Origin of the sequence: Pseudobutyrivibrio sp. (assembly GCF_015057185.1) — a bacterium.
GTDB lineage: Bacteria > Bacillota > Clostridia > Lachnospirales > Lachnospiraceae > Pseudobutyrivibrio.
The window spans coordinates 1-23187 of sequence record NZ_SVEV01000010.1; the positions used below are offsets into that span (position 1 = coordinate 1).

General features: G+C 40.4%; 18 protein-coding genes and 1 other annotated feature. Of the genes, 2 read left to right on the top strand and 16 right to left on the bottom strand.

Annotated features, from left to right (window positions below; all coding sequences use genetic code 11):
* Positions 1 to 210: 210 nt before the first annotated feature.
* The 14 genes from rpsL to E7276_RS05395 all read right to left on the bottom strand — a co-directional run bounded on the left by rpsL (position 211) and on the right by E7276_RS05395 (position 16790).
* Complete coding sequence (rpsL, locus tag E7276_RS05330; RefSeq protein WP_294214673.1) at positions 211 to 630, bottom strand: 30S ribosomal protein S12; 420 nt, start codon at positions 628 to 630, stop codon at positions 211 to 213.
* A 162-nt stretch (positions 631 to 792) separates the two neighbouring features.
* The gene (gene rpoC, locus E7276_RS05335) at positions 793 to 4452 is read right to left on the bottom strand and encodes a DNA-directed RNA polymerase subunit beta' (RefSeq protein ID WP_294214675.1); all 3660 of its coding nucleotides are present in this window, start codon (positions 4450 to 4452) and stop codon (positions 793 to 795) included.
* A 19-nt stretch (positions 4453 to 4471) separates the two neighbouring features.
* Positions 4472 to 8371, bottom strand: a complete 3900-nt coding sequence (gene rpoB, locus E7276_RS05340) for a DNA-directed RNA polymerase subunit beta (protein ID WP_294214676.1) — start codon at positions 8369 to 8371, stop codon at positions 4472 to 4474.
* A gap of 240 nt (positions 8372 to 8611) precedes the next feature.
* On the bottom strand, positions 8612 to 8986 hold the full coding sequence (rplL, locus tag E7276_RS05345) for a 50S ribosomal protein L7/L12 (RefSeq protein WP_028234586.1): 375 nt from the start codon (positions 8984 to 8986) through the stop codon (positions 8612 to 8614).
* Positions 8987 to 9042: 56 nt separating this feature from the next.
* Positions 9043 to 9576, bottom strand: coding sequence for a 50S ribosomal protein L10 (gene rplJ, locus E7276_RS05350; RefSeq protein ID WP_294214678.1), 534 nt, complete (start codon positions 9574 to 9576; stop codon positions 9043 to 9045).
* 40 nt (positions 9577 to 9616) lie between these two features.
* Positions 9617 to 9754: a sequence feature (ribosomal protein L10 leader region), on the bottom strand.
* A gap of 29 nt (positions 9755 to 9783) precedes the next feature.
* The gene (gene rplA / locus E7276_RS05355; protein WP_294214684.1) at positions 9784 to 10479 is read right to left on the bottom strand and encodes a 50S ribosomal protein L1; all 696 of its coding nucleotides are present in this window, start codon (positions 10477 to 10479) and stop codon (positions 9784 to 9786) included.
* A gap of 83 nt (positions 10480 to 10562) precedes the next feature.
* The gene (rplK, locus tag E7276_RS05360; protein ID WP_294214687.1) at positions 10563 to 10988 is read right to left on the bottom strand and encodes a 50S ribosomal protein L11; all 426 of its coding nucleotides are present in this window, start codon (positions 10986 to 10988) and stop codon (positions 10563 to 10565) included.
* A 103-nt stretch (positions 10989 to 11091) separates the two neighbouring features.
* Positions 11092 to 11622 carry a transcription termination/antitermination protein NusG gene (nusG, locus tag E7276_RS05365; RefSeq protein WP_294214689.1) on the bottom strand — a complete coding sequence of 177 codons (531 nt, stop codon included), beginning with the start codon at positions 11620 to 11622 and terminating at the stop codon, positions 11092 to 11094.
* 14 nt (positions 11623 to 11636) lie between these two features.
* Positions 11637 to 11834, bottom strand: a complete 198-nt coding sequence (gene secE, locus E7276_RS05370; RefSeq protein WP_294214691.1) for a preprotein translocase subunit SecE — start codon at positions 11832 to 11834, stop codon at positions 11637 to 11639.
* An 18-nt stretch (positions 11835 to 11852) separates the two neighbouring features.
* A complete protein-coding gene (rpmG, locus tag E7276_RS05375; protein WP_028234592.1) occupies positions 11853 to 12002 on the bottom strand; it encodes a 50S ribosomal protein L33 in 150 nt (49 codons plus the stop codon).
* 360 nt (positions 12003 to 12362) lie between these two features.
* On the bottom strand, positions 12363 to 13238 hold the full coding sequence (locus E7276_RS05380; RefSeq protein WP_294214693.1) for a carbohydrate ABC transporter permease: 876 nt from the start codon (positions 13236 to 13238) through the stop codon (positions 12363 to 12365).
* A gap of 39 nt (positions 13239 to 13277) precedes the next feature.
* Complete coding sequence (locus tag E7276_RS05385) at positions 13278 to 14198, bottom strand: carbohydrate ABC transporter permease (RefSeq protein ID WP_294214695.1); 921 nt, start codon at positions 14196 to 14198, stop codon at positions 13278 to 13280.
* 87 nt (positions 14199 to 14285) lie between these two features.
* Entirely contained in the window at positions 14286 to 15689 is a 1404-nt protein-coding gene (locus tag E7276_RS05390; RefSeq protein ID WP_294214698.1) for a carbohydrate ABC transporter substrate-binding protein, read from the bottom strand.
* 87 nt (positions 15690 to 15776) lie between these two features.
* Positions 15777 to 16790: a LacI family DNA-binding transcriptional regulator gene (locus E7276_RS05395; RefSeq protein ID WP_294214700.1), complete on the bottom strand. Its 1014-nt coding sequence runs from the start codon at positions 16788 to 16790 to the stop codon at positions 15777 to 15779.
* A 324-nt stretch (positions 16791 to 17114) separates the two neighbouring features.
* On the opposite strand from E7276_RS05395, the gene E7276_RS05400 reads away from it, so the two are divergent.
* Positions 17115 to 19550: a GH36-type glycosyl hydrolase domain-containing protein gene (locus E7276_RS05400; RefSeq protein WP_294214702.1), complete on the top strand. Its 2436-nt coding sequence runs from the start codon at positions 17115 to 17117 to the stop codon at positions 19548 to 19550.
* Positions 19551 to 19640: 90 nt separating this feature from the next.
* A complete protein-coding gene (locus E7276_RS05405; protein ID WP_294214705.1) occupies positions 19641 to 20531 on the top strand; it encodes an RluA family pseudouridine synthase in 891 nt (296 codons plus the stop codon).
* On the opposite strand, the gene E7276_RS05410 is transcribed toward E7276_RS05405, so the two are convergent.
* Positions 20528 to 20983 (bottom strand): molecular chaperone DnaJ, encoded by a 456-nt coding sequence (locus E7276_RS05410; RefSeq protein WP_294214709.1) that lies wholly within the window; start codon positions 20981 to 20983, stop codon positions 20528 to 20530. The genes E7276_RS05405 and E7276_RS05410 overlap by 4 nt on opposite strands.
* 98 nt (positions 20984 to 21081) lie before the next feature.
* The gene (locus E7276_RS05415; RefSeq protein ID WP_294214710.1) at positions 21082 to 23112 is read right to left on the bottom strand and encodes a glycoside hydrolase family 13 protein; all 2031 of its coding nucleotides are present in this window, start codon (positions 23110 to 23112) and stop codon (positions 21082 to 21084) included.
* Positions 23113 to 23187: the final 75 nt, after the last annotated feature.

The following is a 23187-nucleotide window of genomic DNA, read 5'->3' on the forward strand; positions in this document are numbered from 1 at the left end:
TGTATATAGGATCTGCCAAAACGTCTCTCTTTTGAGTATGTCCTTTTCTTGGCACGATACTTCCCTCCTTAACTAAATTTGTTAGATCAACGGTACTCACATTTAAATACTATGTGTCCATGCGCTATTATTTCTATAGAGAAAAAATAACAACATTAACCAAAGTGAATGTGAATTACAATTAATTACTGGACGCTAGAATAATCTATCTTATTTTGCATCCTTAGGTCTCTTAGCGCCGTACTTTGAACGTCCCTGCTTGCGGTTAGCAACGCCGGCTGTATCAAGTGTACCTCTGATTACGTGATAACGTGTACCTGGTAAATCCTTAACACGACCACCACGAATCAAAACAACGCTATGCTCCTGAAGATTGTGACCTTCGCCTGGAATGTATGATGTTACTTCGATTCCGTTTGAAAGACGAACTCTGGCAATCTTACGAAGAGCTGAGTTAGGCTTCTTAGGTGTAGCTGTCTTAACAGCTGTACATACACCACGCTTCTGTGGAGAAGAAGTGTTTGTAGGCTTCTTCTTAAGAGAGTTATAACCTCTCTGAAGTGCTGGTGCTGTAGACTTCTTTTCAGATGTCTGACGACCTTTTCTAACTAGCTGGTTGAATGTTGGCATTCTTTTTTACCTCCTAATTTATTCTTACCCATGGAAATAGGCATAGTTATCCTATTTGCGCATGCTAGAACATTATATTTCCTGAAAATCATTCTGTCAACCCTTAAAATGTGAAAAAACTAGGGATAGATTTCTCTATCCCTAGTCTATATTTAACATTTATTAGCCTTCGATATCTACTAATTCCTCAGTAGTCTCACCATCAAGGTTAAACTCCTCTGCTTCGTTTGCGTTAGCAATTTCAGCATCAGTTGAAAGTGGAATATTTGAATATCTCTTCATACCAGTACCAGCTGGGATCAAGCGACCGATGATAACGTTCTCTTTAAGGCCGTTAAGTGGGTCAACCTTACCCTTGATAGCTGCGTCTGTAAGTACCTTTGTTGTCTCCTGGAATGATGCAGCTGAAAGGAATGAGTTTGTAGCAAGTGCTGCCTTTGTGATACCAAGGAGTTCCTGTGTACCAGTTGCAACCTGCTTGCCCTCTGCTTCCATCTGCTCATTTGCTTCTTCGAAATCAAGCCAATCAACAAGTGAACCAGGCATAAATCCTGTATCACCAGCATCATCAATTCTGATTCTCTTAAGCATCTGACGGCAAAGAACTTCGATATGCTTATCGTTGATATCAACACCCTGAAGTCTATATACACGCTGTACTTCACGGATGAGGTAATCCTGAACAGCTGCCTTACCCTTAATTGTAAGGATATCATGTGGGTTTACAGAACCTTCTGTAAGCTCATCACCAGCCTCAAGTTCCTGTCCTGAAAGTACTTTGATACGTGAGCCATAAGGGATGAGGTACTTCTCTACATCACCTGTCTCAGAGTTTGTAACAACAACTTCTCTCTTCTTTGTCTTTGAATCTTCTTCAATAGAAACTGTTCCAGGGATTTCTGTAATAATTGCAAGTCCCTTAGGCTTTCTAGCCTCGAAAAGCTCCTCGACACGAGGAAGACCCTGAGTAATATCGTTACCAGCAACACCACCAGTATGGAAAGTTCTCATAGTAAGCTGTGTACCTGGCTCACCGATTGACTGAGCAGCGATGATACCAATTGCTTCACCGACCTGAACAGCACGACCTGATGCCATGTTAGCACCGTAGCACTTAGCACAAACACCAACGTGTGAACGGCAGTTAAGTACGTTTCTAATCTTAACTTTCTTGATTGGGTTGCCATTATCATCAACACCGCGCTCAACGATTGCAGCTGCACGCTTTGGTGTAATCATATGGTTAGCCTTAACAATCATCTCGCCATTAGCATCGTAGATTGAGTAGCATGAGAATCTACCTGTGATACGATCCTTAAGTGACTCGATTTCCTCACGACCATCCATGAATGCGTATACCCACATACCTGGAATCTCGCGACCTGTACCAGCAACACAGTCAGACTCACGAATAATAAGCTCCTGAGCAACGTCAACCATTCGACGTGTCAAGTATCCTGAATCGGCTGTACGAAGAGCTGTATCGGAAAGACCCTTACGAGCACCATGAGCTGACATGAAGTACTCAAGTACATCAAGACCCTCACGGAAGTTTGACTTGATAGGAAGCTCGATTGTACGACCTGTTGTATCAGCCATCAAACCACGCATACCTGCAAGCTGTTTAATCTGCTTATCAGAACCACGGGCACCTGAATCAGCCATCATGAAGATGTTGTTGTATTTATCAAGACCAGAAAGAAGTGCGCTTGTAAGCTCATCATCAGTCTTCTTCCATGTCTCAACAACTTCACGGTAACGTTCTTCTTCTGTAGTAATACCACGCTTATACTTACGTGTGATTAAATCTACAGTCTCTTCTGCCTTTGCAATAAGCTCTGGCTTCTGAGGTGGAACAGTCATATCTGAAATTGAAACTGTCATAGCTGCTATTGTTGAGTAGTGGTAACCCATTGCCTTGATATCATCAAGAACTTCAGCAGTCTTTGTAGCTCCATGTGTGTTAATTACTTTTTCAAGAATCTGCTTTAACTGCTTCTTACCTACATGGAAGTCAATTTCTGGAACAAGCTCATTCTCTGGATTTGTACGATCTACGTAACCAAGATCCTGAGGAATGATTTCGTTGAAAATAAGTCTACCAAGTGTAGATGAAACAATACCTGTCTTAACAGTGCCATCTGCCATCTTCTTTGACACACGAACTTTAATTCTAGCATGCATTGTAAGAGCTTTATTCTCATATGCAAGAATTGCTTCGTTAAGGTTCTTGAATGCCTTACCTTCGCCAAGCTCTTCTCTGCTGTCGCCTACTGTAGTACCACGCTCCTGTGTGAGGTAGTAAATACCAAGTACCATATCCTGTGAAGGAACGGCAACAGGACCACCATCAGAAGGCTTTAAGAGGTTGTTAGGAGAGAGAAGCATGAATCTACACTCTGCCTGTGCCTCTTGTGTAAGTGGAAGGTGAACAGCCATCTGATCACCATCGAAATCGGCGTTGAACGCTGTACATACAAGTGGATGAAGCTTAATAGCTCTACCCTCTACAAGAATTGGCTCGAAAGCCTGAATTCCAAGTCTATGAAGTGTAGGAGCACGGTTAAGCATAACTGGATGCTCTTTAATGACATCTTCAAGAATGTCCCAAACCTGTGGCTCGAACTTCTCAACCATCTTTTTAGCGTATTTAATGTTGTGAGCCATACCATTGCCAACAAGCTCCTTCATAACGAAAGGCTTGAAAAGCTCAAGTGCCATCTCCTTTGGAAGACCACACTGGTAAATCTTAAGCTCTGGTCCAACTACGATAACTGAACGTCCTGAGTAGTCAACACGCTTACCAAGAAGGTTCTGTCTGAATCGTCCTGACTTACCCTTAAGCATGTCTGAAAGTGACTTAAGAGGTCTGTTACCAGGACCTGTAACTGGACGACCACGTCTACCGTTATCGATAAGAGCATCAACAGCTTCCTGAAGCATACGCTTTTCGTTACGTACGATAATATCAGGAGCACCGAGCTCTAATAATCTACGAAGACGGTTATTTCTATTGATAATACGACGGTATAAATCGTTAAGATCTGATGTAGCAAAACGACCACCATCGAGCTGTACCATAGGACGAAGATCTGGTGGAATAACAGGGATAACTGTCATAATCATCCATTCAGGTCTGTTTCCTGACTCGCGGAATGCCTCAACAACCTCAAGTCTCTTAATGATACGTGAACGCTTCTGTCCTGTAGCGTTATCTAATTCAATCTGAAGCTTTGTAGCTTCTTCGTCAAGGTCGATTTCCTTGAGAAGCTCCTGGATTGCTTCAGCACCCATTCCTACTCTAAACTCATTACCATACTGCTCTCTAGCTTCCTGGTACTCAGCCTCAGTAAGAACCTGCTTGTACATAAGTCCGGTCTCACCTGCATCAAGTACGATGTATGATGCAAAGTAGAGAACCTTCTCTAATGTCTTTGGTGAAAGATCAAGAATAAGTCCCATACGTGAAGGAATACCCTTGAAATACCAAATATGTGAAACTGGTGCTGCAAGCTCAATGTGTCCCATACGCTCACGACGTACAGATGCCTTTGTAATCTCAACACCACAACGGTCACACACTACACCCTTATAACGAATCTTTTTGTACTTTCCGCAGTGACATTCCCAGTCCTTGCTAGGTCCAAAAATCTTTTCGCAGAAAAGACCATCCTTTTCAGGCTTCAGTGTACGGTAATTAATTGTCTCTGGCTTTTTAACCTCGCCGCGAGACCACTGTCTGATCTTCTCAGGTGATGCCAATCCAATCTGTATTGCGTCAAATGCTATTGGTTGATATGTCGCTTCTTTATTCTCTGGCATTTTCTAGCTCCCTTCCTAATTAATCCTCATCAAAATCTTCTGCTGAATCCTCGAAATCATCATCTTCGAAATCTTCATCCTCATCATCTACAAGTTCGCCCTCTGTATCAAATTTCTTTGTAGAGAAGCCAGCCTGTGCAAATGAATTGTCATCTTCGAATGCGAAGTTTCTGTCGCTTCCAGCAATAATTGCGTTGAGGTCAGTATTTCCATATTCACTTGTCTCCATGAGTTCAACCTCTTCACGGTTCTCATCAAGAACACGTACATCAAGACCAAGTGACTGTAATTCTTTAAGTAATACCTTGAATGACTCTGGAATACCTGGCTCAGGGATATTCTCACCCTTAATAATAGCCTCGTAAGTCTTAACACGTCCGATAACATCATCAGACTTCATTGTAAGGATCTCCTGAAGTGTGTATGAAGCGCCATAAGCCTCAAGAGCCCAAACTTCCATCTCTCCGAAACGCTGTCCACCGAACTGTGCTTTACCACCAAGTGGCTGCTGTGTAACAAGAGAGTAAGGACCAGTAGAACGAGCGTGAATCTTGTCGTCTACTAAGTGATGGAGCTTAAGGTAATGCATGTGTCCGATTGTAACAGGGCCGTCAAATGGCTCACCTGTACGACCATCGCGAAGCTGTACCTTACCATCTCTAGAAATAGGAACACCCTTCCAAAGAGCTCTGTGTGCACGGTTAGTAGATAAGTAATCCATAACTTCATCAAGAAGAACGTCTTTGTACTTATCGTAGAATGTCTCTTCGCCGTTCTCAGCTTCTTCCTTGTCAAATGGCATATTTACATAGTCATTTGCAAGCTCAAGTGTATCCTGAATATCAATTTCCTTTGCACCATCAAATACTGGTGTCTCAATATCAAATCCAAGAGCCTTTGCAGCAAGTGAAAGGTGAATCTCAAGGACCTGACCGATGTTCATACGTGAAGGAACACCAAGTGGGTTAAGTACGATATCAAGTGGACGTCCGTTTGGAAGATATGGCATATCCTCAACTGGAAGTACGCGGGAAACTACACCCTTGTTACCATGACGACCAGCCATCTTATCACCTACACCGATTTTTCTCTTCTGAGCGATGTAGATACGTACTGATTTGTTAACACCTGGAGAAAGCTCATCGCCATTCTCACGTGTGAATACCTTTGCATCAACAACGATACCGTATGCTCCGTGTGGTACACGAAGTGAAGTATCTCTAACTTCTCTAGCCTTCTCACCGAAGATTGCAAGAAGAAGTCTCTCTTCTGGAGTACGCTCAGTCTCGCCCTTTGGTGTAACCTTACCAACAAGGATATCACCTGCACGAACCTCAGCACCGATACGAATAATACCGCTCTCATCAAGATCCTTAAGTGCATCATCACCTACACCGGCAACATCACGTGTAATCTCTTCTGGTCCGAGCTTTGTATCACGAGCATCTACCTCGTACTCTTCAATATGAATAGATGTATAAACATCATCCTGTACTAATCTCTCTGAAAGAAGAACCGCATCCTCGTAGTTGTAACCTTCCCATGTCATGAAACCAATAAGTGGATTCTTACCGATGGCAAGCTCACCATTCTTTGTAGAAGGACCATCAGCGATAACCTCGCCAGCCTCTACATGGTCACCCTTGAATACGATAGGTCTCTGATTGTAGCAGTTAGACTGGTTTGAACGAGTGAACTTGAATAAGTGATACTCATCTCTTGTTCCGTCCTCATCAGCCTTGATGATAATTCTCTTTGTTTCAGACATCTCTACGATACCAGCGCGCTTTGCGACTACGCAAACACCTGAATCGACAGCTGTCTTTGGTTCCATACCTGTACCAACAACTGGTGCCTCTGTAGTAAGAAGTGGCACTGCCTGACGCTGCATGTTTGAACCCATGAGGGCACGGTTAGCATCATCGTTCTGAAGGAATGGAATAAGGGCTGTAGCAACTGAAAATACCATCTTAGGTGATACGTCCATGTAATCGAACATTGTCTTATCGTATTCCTGAGTCTCCTCACGGAAACGACCAGATACGTTCTTTCTCATGAAATGGCCTTCCTCATCAAGCTTAACGTTAGCCTGAGCTACATGGTAATTATCCTCTTCGTCAGCAGTCATATAAACAACTTCGTCTGTTACACGAGGATTCTCTGGATCAGACTTGTCAATACGTCTGTATGGCGCCTCAATGAAACCATACTCATTAATACGAGCATAGCTAGCAAGTGAGTTGATAAGACCGATGTTAGGTCCTTCAGGTGTCTCAATAGGGCACATACGTCCATAATGAGAATAGTGTACGTCTCGAACCTCGAAACCTGCACGGTCTCTTGAAAGACCACCAGGACCAAGGGCAGAAAGACGTCTCTTATGAGTCAACTCAGAAAGAGGGTTGTTCTGATCCATGAACTGTGACAACTGTGATGAACCAAAGAATTCTTTGATTGCAGCTGTAACAGGCTTAATGTTAATAAGGTTCTGTGGAGAGATGTCCTCAAGGTCACGAGTAGTCATACGCTCACGTACAACCTTCTCAAGACGTGACAAACCAATTCTATACTGGTTCTGTAACAACTCACCAACAGCACGAATACGACGGTTACCAAGGTGATCGATATCATCATCCTTACCAATGCCGTACTCAAGATGCATATTATAGTTAATAGATGCAAATACATCCTCAACAGTAATGTGCTTTGGAATAAGATCTGCTACAGATCTAGAAATAGCATCTTCGATGTCTTCCTTTGTTGTGTTTTCTTCGAGAATTCTCTCGAGAACTGGATAGTAAACGAGCTCTGTAATACCAAGAGCCTTTGCATCACAATCAACAAACTTTGTGATGTCTACCATCATATTAGAAAGAACCTTTACATTGCGAGTCTCAGTCTGGATGAATACATGAGTAGCAGCTGCATTCTGAATAGCATCAGCCATCTCAAGTGTAACTTTATCTCCAGCCTTTGCAATAATCTCACCTGTAGTTGTATCAACAACATCCTCTGCAAGAATGTGTCCTGTGATACGGTTTCTAAGCATAAGCTTTTTATTGAATTTGTAACGGCCAACCTTTGCTAGATCATAACGTCTAGGATCAAAGAACATGCCGTGAATAAGTGATTCAGCACTATCCTTTGCAAGAGGCTCACCTGGACGCAACTTACGATAGAGCTCTAAAAGACCTCCTTCGTAGCTACCCTGTGGGTTCTTCTCTGTGATAGCTGGATCCTTTGCAAATGTAGCAAGAATCTTTGGTTCTTCACCAAATACATCTATAATTTCCTGGTTTGTTCCCAAACCAAGTGCACGAATAAGAACTGTAACAGGAACCTTTCTGTTACGGTCTACACGTACATAGAAAACGTCATTGGAATCTGTTTCATACTCAAGCCATGCACCACGGTTAGGAATAACTGTACATGAATAAAGCTCCTTACCAATTTTATCATGGCCGATTGCATAATAGATACCTGGCGAACGAACGAGCTGAGAAACGATAACACGCTCTGCTCCATTAATAACGAATGTGCCAGTCTCAGTCATGAGTGGTAAATCACCCATAAAAATTTCGTGCTCCTGCATATCGCCGGACTCCTTGTTTACAAGGCGCACTTTAACCTTTAAAGGTGCTGCGTATGTTGCATCACGCTCTTTACACTGTGGGATTGTATATTTAACCTCATCCTTGCACAATGTAAAGCCAACGAAATGTAACTCAAGCTGATTTCCTCGATCCTGGATAGGTGAGATATCTGCAAACGCTTCTTTTAATCCGTCCTTAACGAACCAGTCGTAACTGTTCTTCTGGACCTCGATTAAATTAGGCATCTCAAGTACCTCTTTTTGTCTCGAGTAACTCATACGCAAGTTCTTTCCAGCTTTCACTGGACGTATTCTGTTTTTCTCCATTGACGTTCCACCTCTCATTTTATTTTAAATTTTGGATATATCTTACATAAAAATGCCTGCTAAAAACGCCCATAAAAATAAGCATAGCAATGCACATTGCACCATAATAGTGCAAACTACATTCTATGCCAAATGCAATAGTAAAGTCAAGTATTAATTTAAATTAATTTCAAAAATTTATTATATAGAAAAATTGGCAGGTTCGCAATGAACCTGCCAATAAAAATTCGTAAGCAATGATTACTTTAATGTAACCTTTGCGCCGATCTCCTCAAGCTGAGCCTTGATTGACTCTGCTGTAGCCTTGTCAGCTGCTTCCTTGATTACCTTTGGAGCGCCATCAACGAGTTCCTTAGCTTCCTTAAGTCCAAGACCAGTAGCCTCACGAACAACCTTGATAACCTTAACCTTCTCAGAACCTACTTCTGTAAGCTCTACGTCGAACTCATCCTTCTCCTCAGCTGCTGCTGCATCGCCAGCTGCTGCTGCAACTACAACGCCTGCTGCTGCAGAAACGCCGAACTCTTCCTCACATGCCTTTACAAGGTCATTTAACTCTAATACGCTAAGCTCTTTGATAGCTGCGATAAACTCTTCTGTTGTCATCTTTGCCATGATTATTTTCCTCCATTAAAAAATATAAAATCAATTTAAAATAATTCGAGTATTTATTACTCTGCAGGAGCCTCAGCTGGCTCTTCTGCTGGTGCCTCTGCTGATGCACCACCCTGCTCTGCGATCTGGTTGAGAACGCGAGCGAAGTTTGTGATTGGTGACTGTAAGCTTCCAAGTAACTTTGAAAGAAGTTCCTCTCTGCTTGGTACTGCTGCAACTGCCTGCATACCCTTTGCATCATAGAATGTACCTTCTACAACGCCAGCCTTAATCTCAAGGTTAGATGCTGTCTTAGCAAACTTAGCAAGAATTCTTGCTGGTGCTGTAGCATCATCCTTAGAAACAGCGATTGCACTAGGTCCCTCAAGAACATCATCGAGAGATGCAAAATCTGTTCCTTCGAAAGCACGCTTCATAAGAGTGTTCTTATATACCTTGTAAGTAACACCAGCTTCACGAAGCTGCTTACGTAACTGTGTGTCTTCTGCAACTGTAAGTCCACGAGCGTCAACTACTACAACTGATGCTGCATCTTTTACCTGAGCTGAAATCTCGTCAACGATAGGCTGCTTTAATTCAACTTTTGCCACGAATTTTTCCTCCTTATAATTTTTAGTGTTGCTTATATGAGGATAAAGTAAAAAACCTCTATGCCATAAAGACATAGAGGTGATTAATCGATAAATACTTAATCGTCCTCGGCTGGTAGAGAATAATCTCTTTACGGCTAACGCCACCTGCTGTCTTCGGCAACAACTTTGTGCATTATATCATTATGTATATTGGATTGTCAACAATTAGTTTGAAACCTTTGCAACATTAAGCTTAACGCCAGGTCCCATTGTTGGAGCAAGTGAAATGCTCTTGATGTACTGACCCTTTAAGCTTGATGGCTTAGCCTTGTTGATAGCATCCATAAGAGTCTGGAAGTTGTCCGCTAACTGCTCCTCTGTGAAAGAAGCCTTTCCGATAGGTACATGGATAATGTTTGTCTTATCAAGTCTATACTCAATCTTACCAGCTTTGATTTCCTCAACAGCCTTTGCAACATCCATAGTAACTGTACCAGCCTTTGGGTTTGGCATAAGTCCTCTAGGTCCAAGTACACGACCAAGACGACCAACAACACCCATCATATCTGGAGTAGCAACTACAGAATCGAACTCAGACCATCCTTCGTTCTGGATCTTTGGAATGAGCTCCTCGCCGCCAACGAAATCAGCGCCTGCAGCCTGTGCCTCGTCAAGCTTAGCACCCTTAGCGAATACTAAAACTCTAACTGACTTACCAGTACCGTGTGGAAGTACAACTGCACCACGGATCTGCTGCTCAGCGTGACGACCGTCACAACCAGTTCTGATATGAGCCTCAATTGTCTCATCAAATTTTGCAGTAGCATTCTTCTTAACCTGTGCGATTGCTTCTGCTGGATCGTATGCAACTGACTTATCGTATGACTGTGCAGCTGCTACGTATTTCTTTCCTCTTTTCATGTTTACCTCCTGTGGTTTATCGAGCCTTAAGCTCTCCCACTCAATAATTAATAGTAAAGAACGTTGTTTTCGCTAAGCTGTGATTACTCTACAACCTCAACGCCCATTGATCTACATGTTCCCTCGATCATGCTCATAGCAGCTTCGATTGTTGCTGCATTAAGGTCTGGCATCTTTGTCTCTGCGATTTCCTTAACCTGAGCCTTTGTGATCTTTGCTACCTTTGTCTTATTAGGTGTACCAGATGCCTTAGCAATCTTGCATGCCTTCTTAATAAGAACTGGAGCTGGTGGAGTCTTTGTGATGAAGCCAAAGCTTCTATCTGCGTATACAGTGATAATTGTAGGAACGATTGTATCTCCCATATCAGCTGTCTTTGCGTTAAACTGTTTTGTAAACTCCACGATATTTACACCGTGCTGACCAAGTGCTGGACCAACTGGTGGGGCTGGTGTAGCCTTGCCTGCTGGAATCTGCAACTTGATATAGCCTTCGATTTTCTTTGCCATTATCCTATTCCTCCTGCAAATCTAATTACCCGCACGATTGCTTCGCAATAGTGCGTTGTCGGTCAGTGTCATTTTCATTACGGCTCTGCCGTAAAACACTTTCCTAATCCATTCTTCGTACGTCCGTAAAATCAATCTCAACCGGAGTCTCACGGCCGAACATCTCAACGCTGATTGTAACTGTCTGTTTCTTAGTGTTGATAGACTTAACAACTCCAACGGTATCTTTCCAGGTACCATCTACGACGCTAAGAGTATCACCAATTTCGAAATCAACCTCAACGTTGGCTTTCTCTGTGTTGTCACCTAGTAAGTAAGCTTTAACCTCTGCCTCTGACAATGGCACTGGTTTGCTTCCTGGTCCTACGAAGCCTGTAACACCTCTAGTGTTTCTGACAACATACCAAGTCTCATCATTCATAATCATCTCAATAAGAACGTAACCAGGGTACATCTTTTTAGAAACTTGCTTTTTAACTCCGTCCTTAGTCTCGGTAACCTCAACCATAGGAACTCGTACATCAAGAATCTGCTCCTCAAGATGTTGTGTCTCGATAGCCTTTTCAATGTTTGTCTTGACTTTGTTCTCATAGCCTGAGTAAGTATGAACTACATACCACTTTGCCTCTGCCATATGCGATGCCTCCATTATAAATTTACTAGGATATTTACACCTTTGTTGATCACTGCATCTAATACGATGATGATCAATGCTACAACTACTGACACAGCTACAACTGCTGTTGTCTGCTTTGACACGTCCTTAGGATCTGCCCAGACAATTTTATCGAACTCTGTCTTAAGACCCGAAAAACGTCCTGACTTTACCTTTTTCTCATCTGCCATAATCGCACCTCCGCTAGACTACTTTGTCTCTTTGTGCATTGTGTGCTTCTTGCAGAATCTGCAATACTTCTTTGTTTCCATTCTGTCAGGGTGTGTCTTCTTGTCTTTTGTCATGTTGTAATTACGCTGCTGGCATTCTGTACATGCCAATGTTATCTTTGTGCGCACAACTTCCACCTCCGTAAATTTTCTACTGTAGGTCTACCTATACTCACTCATCATAGCGAACAATTTGATGAGGCGAAAAAAGAGCATAAAAAAAAGACCTGCTTTCTTAGTCGCTAGCTAAATTTATCATAGCTAGTCAAGTCTGTCAAGTCTTTTTCCTTAATACAATTAATCAGCACTTTAGGATTAAAAAGGCTCAGTCTTTAGTTGTTGCTTAACACGGGAAAGCGCAGCCATGACTAATTGGCTCAGCCTCTAGGTATTCTCGCTACAACGGGAAAGCGCAGCCATTGTATATCGCCTACGGCGATGGGCTGCGCTGTGGCTAATAGGTTCCTCCCACTTCGTGGGTCCTTCCTATTAGCCCTTAACTCCACCTAATGTTACACCACCTACAATATATCTTGAAAGAAGGAGATATACAATAATAACAGGGAAAATTGAAAATGCAATCATCATGTAAACTTGTCCCATATCAAATTTAAGGAAGTCTGCACTACGTAATTGCTGCATTAATATAGGTAATGTTTTCTTTTCTTGTGAGTGTAGAACAAGGGCTGGTACGAAGTAGTTATTCCAGCTGGCAACAAAGCTAAAGATTGCCTGTACTGCAATTGCTGGCTTCATAAGAGGCACAACAATTTGATTGAATGTTCTAAATTCACCTGAGCCATCAATTCGTGCTGCTTCTATTAATGATAATGGAAGGGTTGAATCCATGTATTGCTTCATATAGAAGAAAACAGCTGGAGAAGCTATAGATGGTACTATAAGCGGTATAGCACTATCATTGATGCCCATGTCATTGATTAATCCAATGAAACCAAGAACAGTAACCTGTGTTGGAATCATCATAATCATTAAAATAAATGTATAAATGAAATTTTTAAATCTAAAATCATATGCGTGAATAGCATAAGCTGTCATTGTATTGAAATAAGTAGCCAAGGCAGCTGATAAAGTAGCAATTATCAATGAGTTCACCATACCTGATACAACAGGCATTGTGCCCTCTAAAAGATTTTTCCAGTTTTCCATGAGATGACTGCTAGGAAAAGGAGTAAATCCGGCACTCATTTCTGAATGAGATCTAGTAGCATTGACAAACAGTATATAGAACCAGAACAAGCATATAATAGTTATTAAGATCAATACTATGTATGCAATTACTCGTCTTGCAAAGATAGATGCACCCTCATTTGTCTTTCCAGCTACATCACTTGTATTTGTCGTCATATTATTATCCTCTCTAAAAACATTTTCATCAGACAAAGATTATCTTCCGTCCTTATCCTCTTTTCCAGTCATCTTAAATACGATTAAACTGAGGATACCTGTCAAGATAAACATAAATACAGATAATGCACCAGCAAATCCATAGTTTCTACTTCCAACAGACAGGTTTCTGTTTAGATACATAATAAGAGTCATTGATGTACGCATTGGATCACCGGTTCTGTTAGTTAAAATCTGAGGTACATCAAACATCTGTAATCCGCCGATTAATGAAGTAATCATTACATAGATAAGAATAGGCTTAAGTAATGGTAATGTTATCTTATAGAAAATCTGAGTAGCAGTTGCACCATCTACTTGAGCCGCTTCAAATAAAGCAGGATCAATTCCCATCATGCCCGCCATCAGAAGAATAGTCGTATTTCCAAACCACATAAGGCAGTTCATTGTAGCAACCAGTCCACGCACTGACCATGCATGGCTCATAAACTGATATGGTGCACTAAGTATCCCAAGTTTTAATAAAATATCATTTATTGGGCCCATATCTGAGAACAATGTAAAGAATAACATCGCAAAAGCTGATGCCATGATTAAGTTTGGTAAGTAAATAACTGTCTTAAAAAATCTTTGAAATTTAAGTCTAAGAGAAGGATCTGTAAACCATGCTCCTAAAAGCAATGATAATAATATCTGTGGCACAAATCCCATGAACCACATAATCATTGTATTAGTGAAATACTTTGGTAAATCGCCATTTGAAATAATTGTGGAATAGTTTTCCAAGCCTATGAAAGTAGGACCGATTTCAGTAAGTCCATCCTCCATATGTAAGAAAAATGAATTGTAAAATGTCGTTACTAAAGGAATTAATTGGAATACTAAAAAGACCACTATGAAGGGTAGCAAGAATATGTATCCCCATTTATTGTAACGTACAACTTTGCTCTTCTTATTCATAAAGGTACTCCCTTTTGTCGCTTTCAATATACAGGGCGCATAGGATAACCCATACGCCCCTATAATAGTTTCTAAAATTCGTTAATATTACTCTGCTGTAAGTGTAGGATACTTCTCAACGATTGCTGTCTTGAATAACTCAAGTGCTTCATCCTTTGTTGCATTGCCTTCGAAGTAGTTCTTCATAGCGTTCTGGAACTCTTCGTTACATCCCTGATCATATGGTGAAAGGTTTGAAAGATCGATACCTTCTGCACCTGCTGCAAGCTGTGCATATGGGTTCTGTCCACCAAGGATATCCATGTTACCTTCATCTGATGATGCAAGCTCATCAAGAACTGTCTTGCTGTTTACGCAATCAAGGTCATCCTGTGCGATTTCCTTAAGTACTGTCTGATCTGTTGTCATTGTAAGGATGATATCCTTTACAAGGTTAGGGTTATCTGTGCCTGTTGCTGCGCAAATCCATGTTCCACCCCAGTAGTAAGACTGTGGTCCTTCGCAGAATCCCCATCTACCACTGTTAGCAACTGTACCTTCTTTGTCTGCGTCTAAGCAGAAGTTAAAGAACCAAGCTGGTCCAAAGTAGCAGAACTGCTTTCCTTCTGGATATTTACCCTTTGCCCAGTCATCGCCCCAAAGAGCATATGTTGTCTCAGCATTAGCATCAACAAGCTCCATAGAATCATCTACCCAATTCATAAGGTTGTCATCAACAACTACCTTGTTGTCCTGTACCCACTTACCAGATACATTGTTTGAATATGTACGATATGTATCCATTACTGAACACATTGTATAACCAGCGTCTGCCATCTTTCCAGCTGTCTCATTGTACTTATCCCAATCAGCTACTGCTGCCTGAACCTCTTCTGGATCCTCTGTTCCGAGAACTTCAAGCGCAATATCTCTGTTGTAGATAAGACCAGCTGAAGCTGCCTGCCATGAAGAGCCTTTAATTTTACCAGCGCTATCTTTTACGATTGTCTGTGTATATTCATACTGATCACCAAGGTCTTCAGATGTGATACCAAGATCACTAAGAGCCATTGTGTAGTCTGTATCGCAATACTTTGAAGCGTAATCTGCTTCGATAAGGAAGATATCAACCTTGTCATCATCGGCTGCGTCTGCCTGTGACTTCAAAGCTGTATCAAGGTTATCCTGGTATGAATTGCCCTGATTTTCTGTAATCTGCCATACAACGTCAACATCACCAATCTTACCATGAGTAGCATCAACTTCCTCATATCCTGGATAGTGATCTGTTACACGGCTCTTGAACTCTTCATTCCATACATAGATGTTGAGAACCTTTCCTGTGTCCTCTGCAAGTTCAACTGATTCTGCTTCTGCGTCAATTTCTTCTGTTGACTTTGGAGCAGCATCTTCGCTAGAGCTTGTGCCTTCCATAGATGTAGTGCCGCATCCTGCTACCATTGATGCAGTCATTGTTGCTATTGCTAGCAAGCTTACTAATCTTCTTTTCATTCTTTTGTTCCTCCCAATTTTTACGTGTTATACACGTTTTTGTTAATTGTATCTGCATTTATATAAGTTGATTTCTCAACCAAATGCCTAATCCAGTTTTTTCAATGTGTCTCCCTCAAGGAGATTTCCTTTTATAACCACTTGCTTAATAAGTGTTGTGTTTGGCCTTTCGATTAAATCTATAAGATTTCGTGCAGCCTGTGTTCCCATTTCATCAGTGTTCTGTCTATAAGTAGTAAGACGTGGTCTTATGTGTCTTGCCACTCTAATTCCATCGTATCCTATAATAGATATATCCTCTGGAACTTTAAGTCCCTTCTCATTTATTGCTCTTATTCCACCATAAGATGCATAATCATCCGGGTATAAAATGCAGGTTGGAATATCTTCTCTTTCCAGCAATTTTAATGTTGTTTCATACGCACCATGCATATCTCGGTAAGGAGATTCTTCAACGTAGCCCTCTGGAATATCTATTCCATACTCTTCCATTTTCTGGTTGAAGGTTATAAGTCTTGATTTTGTAACCGAAGAATCCGCTCCATGAATGTATGCTATCTTTCTGTGTCCATTCTTTATTGCGAAATCCACTAGAGCTGTCATACCATCCACATCATCTGAAAGAATTGCTGTTGTGTCATTATATATATGGTTGATTGTAACTACTGGTATATCGCTGTTAACAAGTTCGATAACCTCAGGATCGTCGAAATGAACATTTGCAATTATCACTCCGTCAAATCTTCTATATCTTGCATGGTTCAAATATGAAGATCTTCCTGGTCGTGTTCTATCATTAGAAATGAAGGTTATGTCATATCCTTCTTTTTCAACTGCCTTTTTAAAGCTTTCTAGAACACCTGCAAAGAAATCATGTTGCAATCCGCTGTTCGCATCATCCATAAATAAAACTCCAATATTATGTGTTCTATTTGTTTTCATGGATTTTGCTGCGGCATTTGGGACATATCCCATTTCATTAGCTTTTTTTCTAATTCTATTTTTTGTTTCTACGCCTATGTCGCTGTGATCATTTAATGCCTTACTAACAGTGGCAATGCTCACCCCGCACTCAGCTGCAATATCCTTTAATGAAACCATCAGTTCCCCCTGAATAATTACGTCTCAACACGCTTAATCGTTTTCGTTAACTTAAATATAGCTCTATTTTTCAAAAATCACAATAGATTTTCGAAAATTTGTGTTTTCGCCACAGTTTCTTCACCGTTTTTAGTGCATAATTTACAAATATCATATTAGTAGATTGCGTTTTATTGGTTTTATGTTATTCTAATTGCGGGATTAGTTTGTAATTTAACTTAAACGTTTACTATTAATTTCTTAGCTTTTTCCTTTAAGAATTCAATTATTCCCACTTAATCGTTTTCTTGTTACTATATAAAAACACCTTTTAGGGAGGAACTTATGAGATACGGTTTTTTTGATGATAATAATAAAGAATATGTTATCACCACTCCAAAAACTCCATTGCCTTGGATCAATTATCTAGGCTGCAATGATTTTTTCACTTTAATATCTAACACCTGTGGCGGCTATACATTCTATAAAGATGCAAAGCTTCTTCGAATGACCAGATATCGCTACAACGATACTACTCCTGATACAAATGGTAAGTATTTCTACATTAAAGATGGTGATTGCATTTGGAACCCTGGCTGGCAGCCAACTAAAACCGAATTAGATTCTTATGAATGCCGTCATGGTATTGGCTATTCCAAATTTACAGGTGCAAAGAACGATATTGAAGCTTCACTGATTACCTTCGTTCCAATTGATAATCCAGTAGAGCTTACAAAAGTAACTCTTACAAATAAGGGAACAAGCAAAAAGGATATTCAATTATTCTCTTATGTAGAGTGGTGTTTGTGGAATGCTGATGATGATATGAAAAACTATCAGCGTAACCTCTCAATAGGTGAAGTTGAAGTTGTAGATTCTACTATTTACCATAAGACAGAATATAGAGAGCGTAGAAATCACTATGCTGTTTATTCTGTAAATACAAAAATTGATGGTTTCGAAACAAGTCGTGATGAATTCCGCGGTGCATACAATGGTCCAGATAAGCCAGCTGCTGTTATTGAAGGAAAGCTTCATAACACAATTGCTTCTGGATGGTATCCAATCGCTTCACATCAGATTAATGTTTCTTTAGAGCCTGGTGATAGCAAAACATTTGTATTTGCCCTTGGTTATATTGAAAATGCTGAGGATGACAAATGGGAAAAACCAGGTGTTATAAACAAGAAAAAGGCTCATGAGCTTCTTTCAAAATATCAAACAACAGAAGATTTTGACAAAGCCTTTAACGAGCTTTGCAATTACTGGAATGGACTTCTTAGTCGTTTCCATATTGAATCTTCTGATGAGCACGTTAACCGTATGGTTAATATTTGGAACCAGTATCAGTGTATGGTTACATTTAACATGTCTCGTTCAGCTTCTTACTACGAGACAGGCATTGGTCGTGGTATGGGATTCAGAGATTCTTGTCAAGATTTACTTGGCTTCGTTCATCTCATTCCAGATAGAGCTCGCGAGAGAATAATTGATATTGCTTCTACACAGTTCCAAGACGGTTCTGCTTATCATCAATATCAGCCTCTTACAAAGAAGGGAAATTCTGATATAGGTTCAGGCTTTAATGATGATCCACTTTGGCTAATCGCTGGAACTAGTGCTTATATTCGTGAAACTGGTGATACTTCAATTCTTAAAGAAATGGTTCCATATGACAATGATATGTCAGTTGCAACTACTCTTATGGAGCACTTGAAGAGATCATTTGATTATATTGTAAATCACAAGGGTCCACATGACCTTCCACTTATCGGACGTGCCGATTGGAATGATTGTTTGAACCTTAACTGCTTCTCAGAGCATCCAGGCGAAAGCTTCCAGTGCTTCGGCCCTAGCGAAGGTCCTGTTGCTGAGTCTGTATTTATTGCTGGTATGTTTGTCAAATACGGTCGCGAGTATGCAGCTCTTTGCAAGCTTATGGGCGACACTGCTGAGGAAACAAGAGTTCTTGGTGAGGTAGACAAGATGATTACCGCCATCGAAAAGGATGGTTGGGATGGAGAATGGTTTGTCCGCGCATATGACGCTTACAGCCACAAGGTTGGTTCTAAGGAATGCGAGGAAGGACAAATTTACATCGAACCACAGGGTATGTGCGTAATGGCCGGTGTTGGCATTGACAATGGAAACGCTAAAAAAGCCCTCGATTCTGTAAAGGCTAAGCTTGATACAAAGTATGGTGTAATGATTCTCCAGCCAGCTTATACAAGATACCACTTAGAGCTTGGTGAAATTACTTCATATCCACCAGGATACAAAGAGAATGCTGGAATTTTCTGCCACAACAATCCATGGATTTCTATTGCAGAAACATGCATCGGTAGAGGTGACAGAGCCTTTGAAGTTTACAAGAAGACTTGTCCTTCTTACATTGAAGATATTTCTGAAATACATAGAACAGAACCTTACGTTTACTCACAGATGGTTGCTGGCGCAGATGCCAAATTCCATGGTGAGGCTAAAAACAGCTGGTTAACAGGAACTGCTGCATGGACATTTACCAATATTTCCCAATATATACTTGGTATTTATCCTACACTTGAAGGCCTTTCTGTAAACCCTTGTACACCTACAGACTTCGGCGATTTCAATATCACACGTGTATATCGTGGAGTTACTTACCATATTGAAATCAAGAACCCTAATAAGGTTCAAAAGGGCGTAGCTAGCTTAACTGTTGATGGCGTTGAAATTCAAGGAAATGTTATACCGTTTGACAGAAGCAAAAAGGAAGTAAACGTAGTTGCTACAATGAATTAGTTTTTTCTTTATTTCTTCAAATATAAATTCTCCTTTTAGCAAAGGACTAGGTAATTGACTGCCTAGTCCTTTTGCTGTTTAATGATGTTTATGGATAGAGTTTTAAAATATACTATTTCAAAAGAATATGATGGATATACAATAGATAAATACCTAAAAAAGCAGGGCTACTCTTCTGCCAATATTACGGCTATTAAGAAAATGAAAAACAATGTAGTTATTGGTAATGAGTGGGTTCACATGAATTATAAATTGACTGCTGGCGAGGAATTGATAGTTAATATTTCAGAAGAGGAATCCTCAGAGAAAATACCTGCCATAAAAATGGATTTAGATATTGTTTATGAAGACGAGGATATTGTAGTTGTAAACAAGCCTGCCGGTCTTCCTATTCACCCTAGCTTGAATCATTACGAGGATTCACTAGCTAACGGGCTTGCTTATTACTATGAAGCTCAGAATAAGCCCTTTATTTTTAGATGTGCCAATAGACTAGATAAAAACACCTCAGGATTAACGGTTATTGCCAAGCATTTAGTTAGCGGTAATATTCTTTCTACCATGGTTAAAAACAGACAGTTCCACAGAGAATACTATGCAATTGTCCGCGGGCATATTGAACCACCAACTGGAACTATCGACGCTCCTATAGGACGCGTTGATGATTCCATAATTACCAGATGTGTAGATTTCGAAAATGGGGAACGTGCAGTGACCCATTATCAAGTTATAGAAGAAAAAAATGGGCACAGCCTCGTTTCTATTCATCTAGAAACCGGTCGTACCCATCAAATTCGTGTTCATTTTAAACATATAGGCCATCCGCTAATCGGAGACCATTTGTATAATCCAGATATGGAATATATGAGCAGACAAGCTCTCCATTCTCACAAAATAAGCTTTGCACACCCTATTACAGGTGAAGCTATGAGTTTTACTGCAGAATTACCGGATGAAATGAAGTCGGTATTTAAAGACTAGGATAATTGGGTTTTAAGGTCTTCGTATTCTCGATTAATCTCAGCAACTGTTGCAGTATCTCCTGCCTGTCCATCTGGATGATAAATCTTAATCAAATCTTTATAGCGCTTTTTGAGGTCCTTTTTATTAGAGACGCCAGAGAAAAACATTTCCCCATGAACAATATTGTCACTCTCATAAATAGGCTCCTCAACAAGATTAGCGTGAACCTGTGCATAGAATTTCTTCTTAAGCTCAAACTGCTTCTTGTCATCAGCAAGCTTCTGAGTTTCTTGGATTAATAAATCCCATTTTAACTCAAATTGCTTTTCCTGCTGTTCTAAAGTATGAATTCTCGCTTCGAATTCCCTTTTTTCTTTTAATAAATCGTTCCATGCTTTTTCTAACTCTTTATGTCGGTCCTCAAGTGTCTGCATGTCGATTGTTTCTTGACATGTGAGATCCTTTGCCATAATAACTCTCCCGTAGTACTAAACATGTATTGCATAGCAATACTATTACACGAGTTTATTATACTTTATGTTCTTCGGCCTTGTAAAACAAAATTCTTTTAGATACTTTTGTACACTATGCCAGTATTAGGTGTGAGGCTGGTATGCAAATTACCTCCCTCAACTTTTATATCGGTAGGCATAATGGAATATCCAACCTCATTGCTAAGAATTAATCTCTCAAGTCTTCCATTTAAAGGAACCCCAGCAATCCAAACAGGCACATCCACATCAATAGATGTGTTATTTGAATTGATAATTACAATAATCTGCTCATTGGCAGTAAATCTCGCATAGCTTATAAAGCCTTGTCCACAATTCAAAAATCTAAAAGAGCCTTCTTTAATGGCCCTGCTTAATTTGTGGACCATAATCATATCTCTTGTGTAATCAATCAAATCATAATTACAATTACCCCAAGGATATGTTCTACGGCTGTCTGGGTCAGTGAAGCCACAAACACCTGCCTCGTCTCCATAATACAATGTAGGTGCTCCTGGCCAAGTAAACTGTATCATTTCTGCCAGCTTCATTGTAGGGATGCTCACGCCTTCCTCTGCAGCCTTAGCGCCCTTTGTAGCTATTCTACCTACTGTATGATTAGTTCTTGTTAAAAATCTTGAATGGTCATGATTTGACAGCTGGTTCATAGCGCAATACAGAGATGGTGTCTTAAGCCTTGACATGAAATGAAGCATAGTATTCTTAAAACGATCACCATCTCCAATAGCAGATGGTTGAAACTCATCTGAATGCTTTTCCATACCTGTTAGATAGTATGTAAGTGGCTCCATAAAGGCGTCATAATTCATAACAGTATCCCACTGGTCACCAGCCAGCCAAGCTGATGGATTGCCATAGTGCTCAGCTAGAATGATTGCATTAGGATTTGCGCTTTTAACAGCATTTCTGAAATCACGCCAGAACTTGTGATTAAATTCCTCTGAATGGCCTAAATCAGCTGCAACATCAAGTCTCCAGCCATCACAGTTATAAGGTGGGCTAACCCATTTTTTGCCTATTCCCATAATATATTCATATAGCTCTGGTGATTCCTCATAATTAAGCTTTGGCAAGGTGTCATGGCTCCACCATCCATCATATGAATAATTATCTGGCCAAATATCCTCATAGAATTTAAAGAAGCTGTTATATGGGCTATCTTTAGTCTCATAGGCTCCTGGCTTATAGCCTTCTTCTTTAGAATAAATTTTTTCTCTATTTAGCCATTTATTAAAAGAGCCACAGTGGTTAAATACACCATCAATGATAACTCTTATTCCCTTTTCATGAGCTTCATGCACAAAATCCGCAAAGAACTGATTACTAGCATCAAGGTTTTCTTTATTTGTAACCCTCAGTTTGTACTTGGTTGCATGAGAATTATCTGTGTCATTATTTTTTAGGCACTCGCCACCATCTTTTTTGATAACAGTAAGGTGTGGATCTATGTAATCATAATCCGCAGTGTCATATTTATGATTTGAAGGTGATACAAATAACGGATTAAAATAGATTACCTCAACGCCAAGGCTCTTAAGGTAATGTAGCTTCTGCTTAACGCCTTCCAAATCACCACCATAAAATCTACCTATATCTAGATTTGCTGGCAAAGCATCCCAATTGGTAACCTTTTGAACAGGCGCACCAACATAGTGATATTCATTTGTTTCAACGTCATTGGTTGGATCTCCATTATAGAACCTGTCAACGAGAATTTGGTACATAACTGCACCCTTTGCCCAAGAAGGAGTCGAAAACCCCGGAGTAATTGAAAACTCATAATGCTCGCGGTAATCTCTCCATAGACCTACTCTATCGTAGTAATAAAGACCATAGTCCCCCACTATTTCAAAATGATATCTGAATTCTTCTGTACCTAGCTGCACATCGCATGAATAGAAGTCAAACTCTCCCCTTGTTCGTTCCAACTTCATTTTGATGTTTTCTTTCCCTTTGGATACCAAAAAGACATCGATATCCTCCTGATGATAAGCGCGTAACCTTATGGTTACTAAATCATTTTCATCAGGCTCCATTGGGCTGCGGTATTCAGCTGTTCCGTCAGAATAAATCGCTTGGATATTCATAAACTCTCCCCTTATATTTTTATATAGTAAAAAAGACAGCAACGATCGCTGTCTTTTTAGGAGAAGGTATTTTTA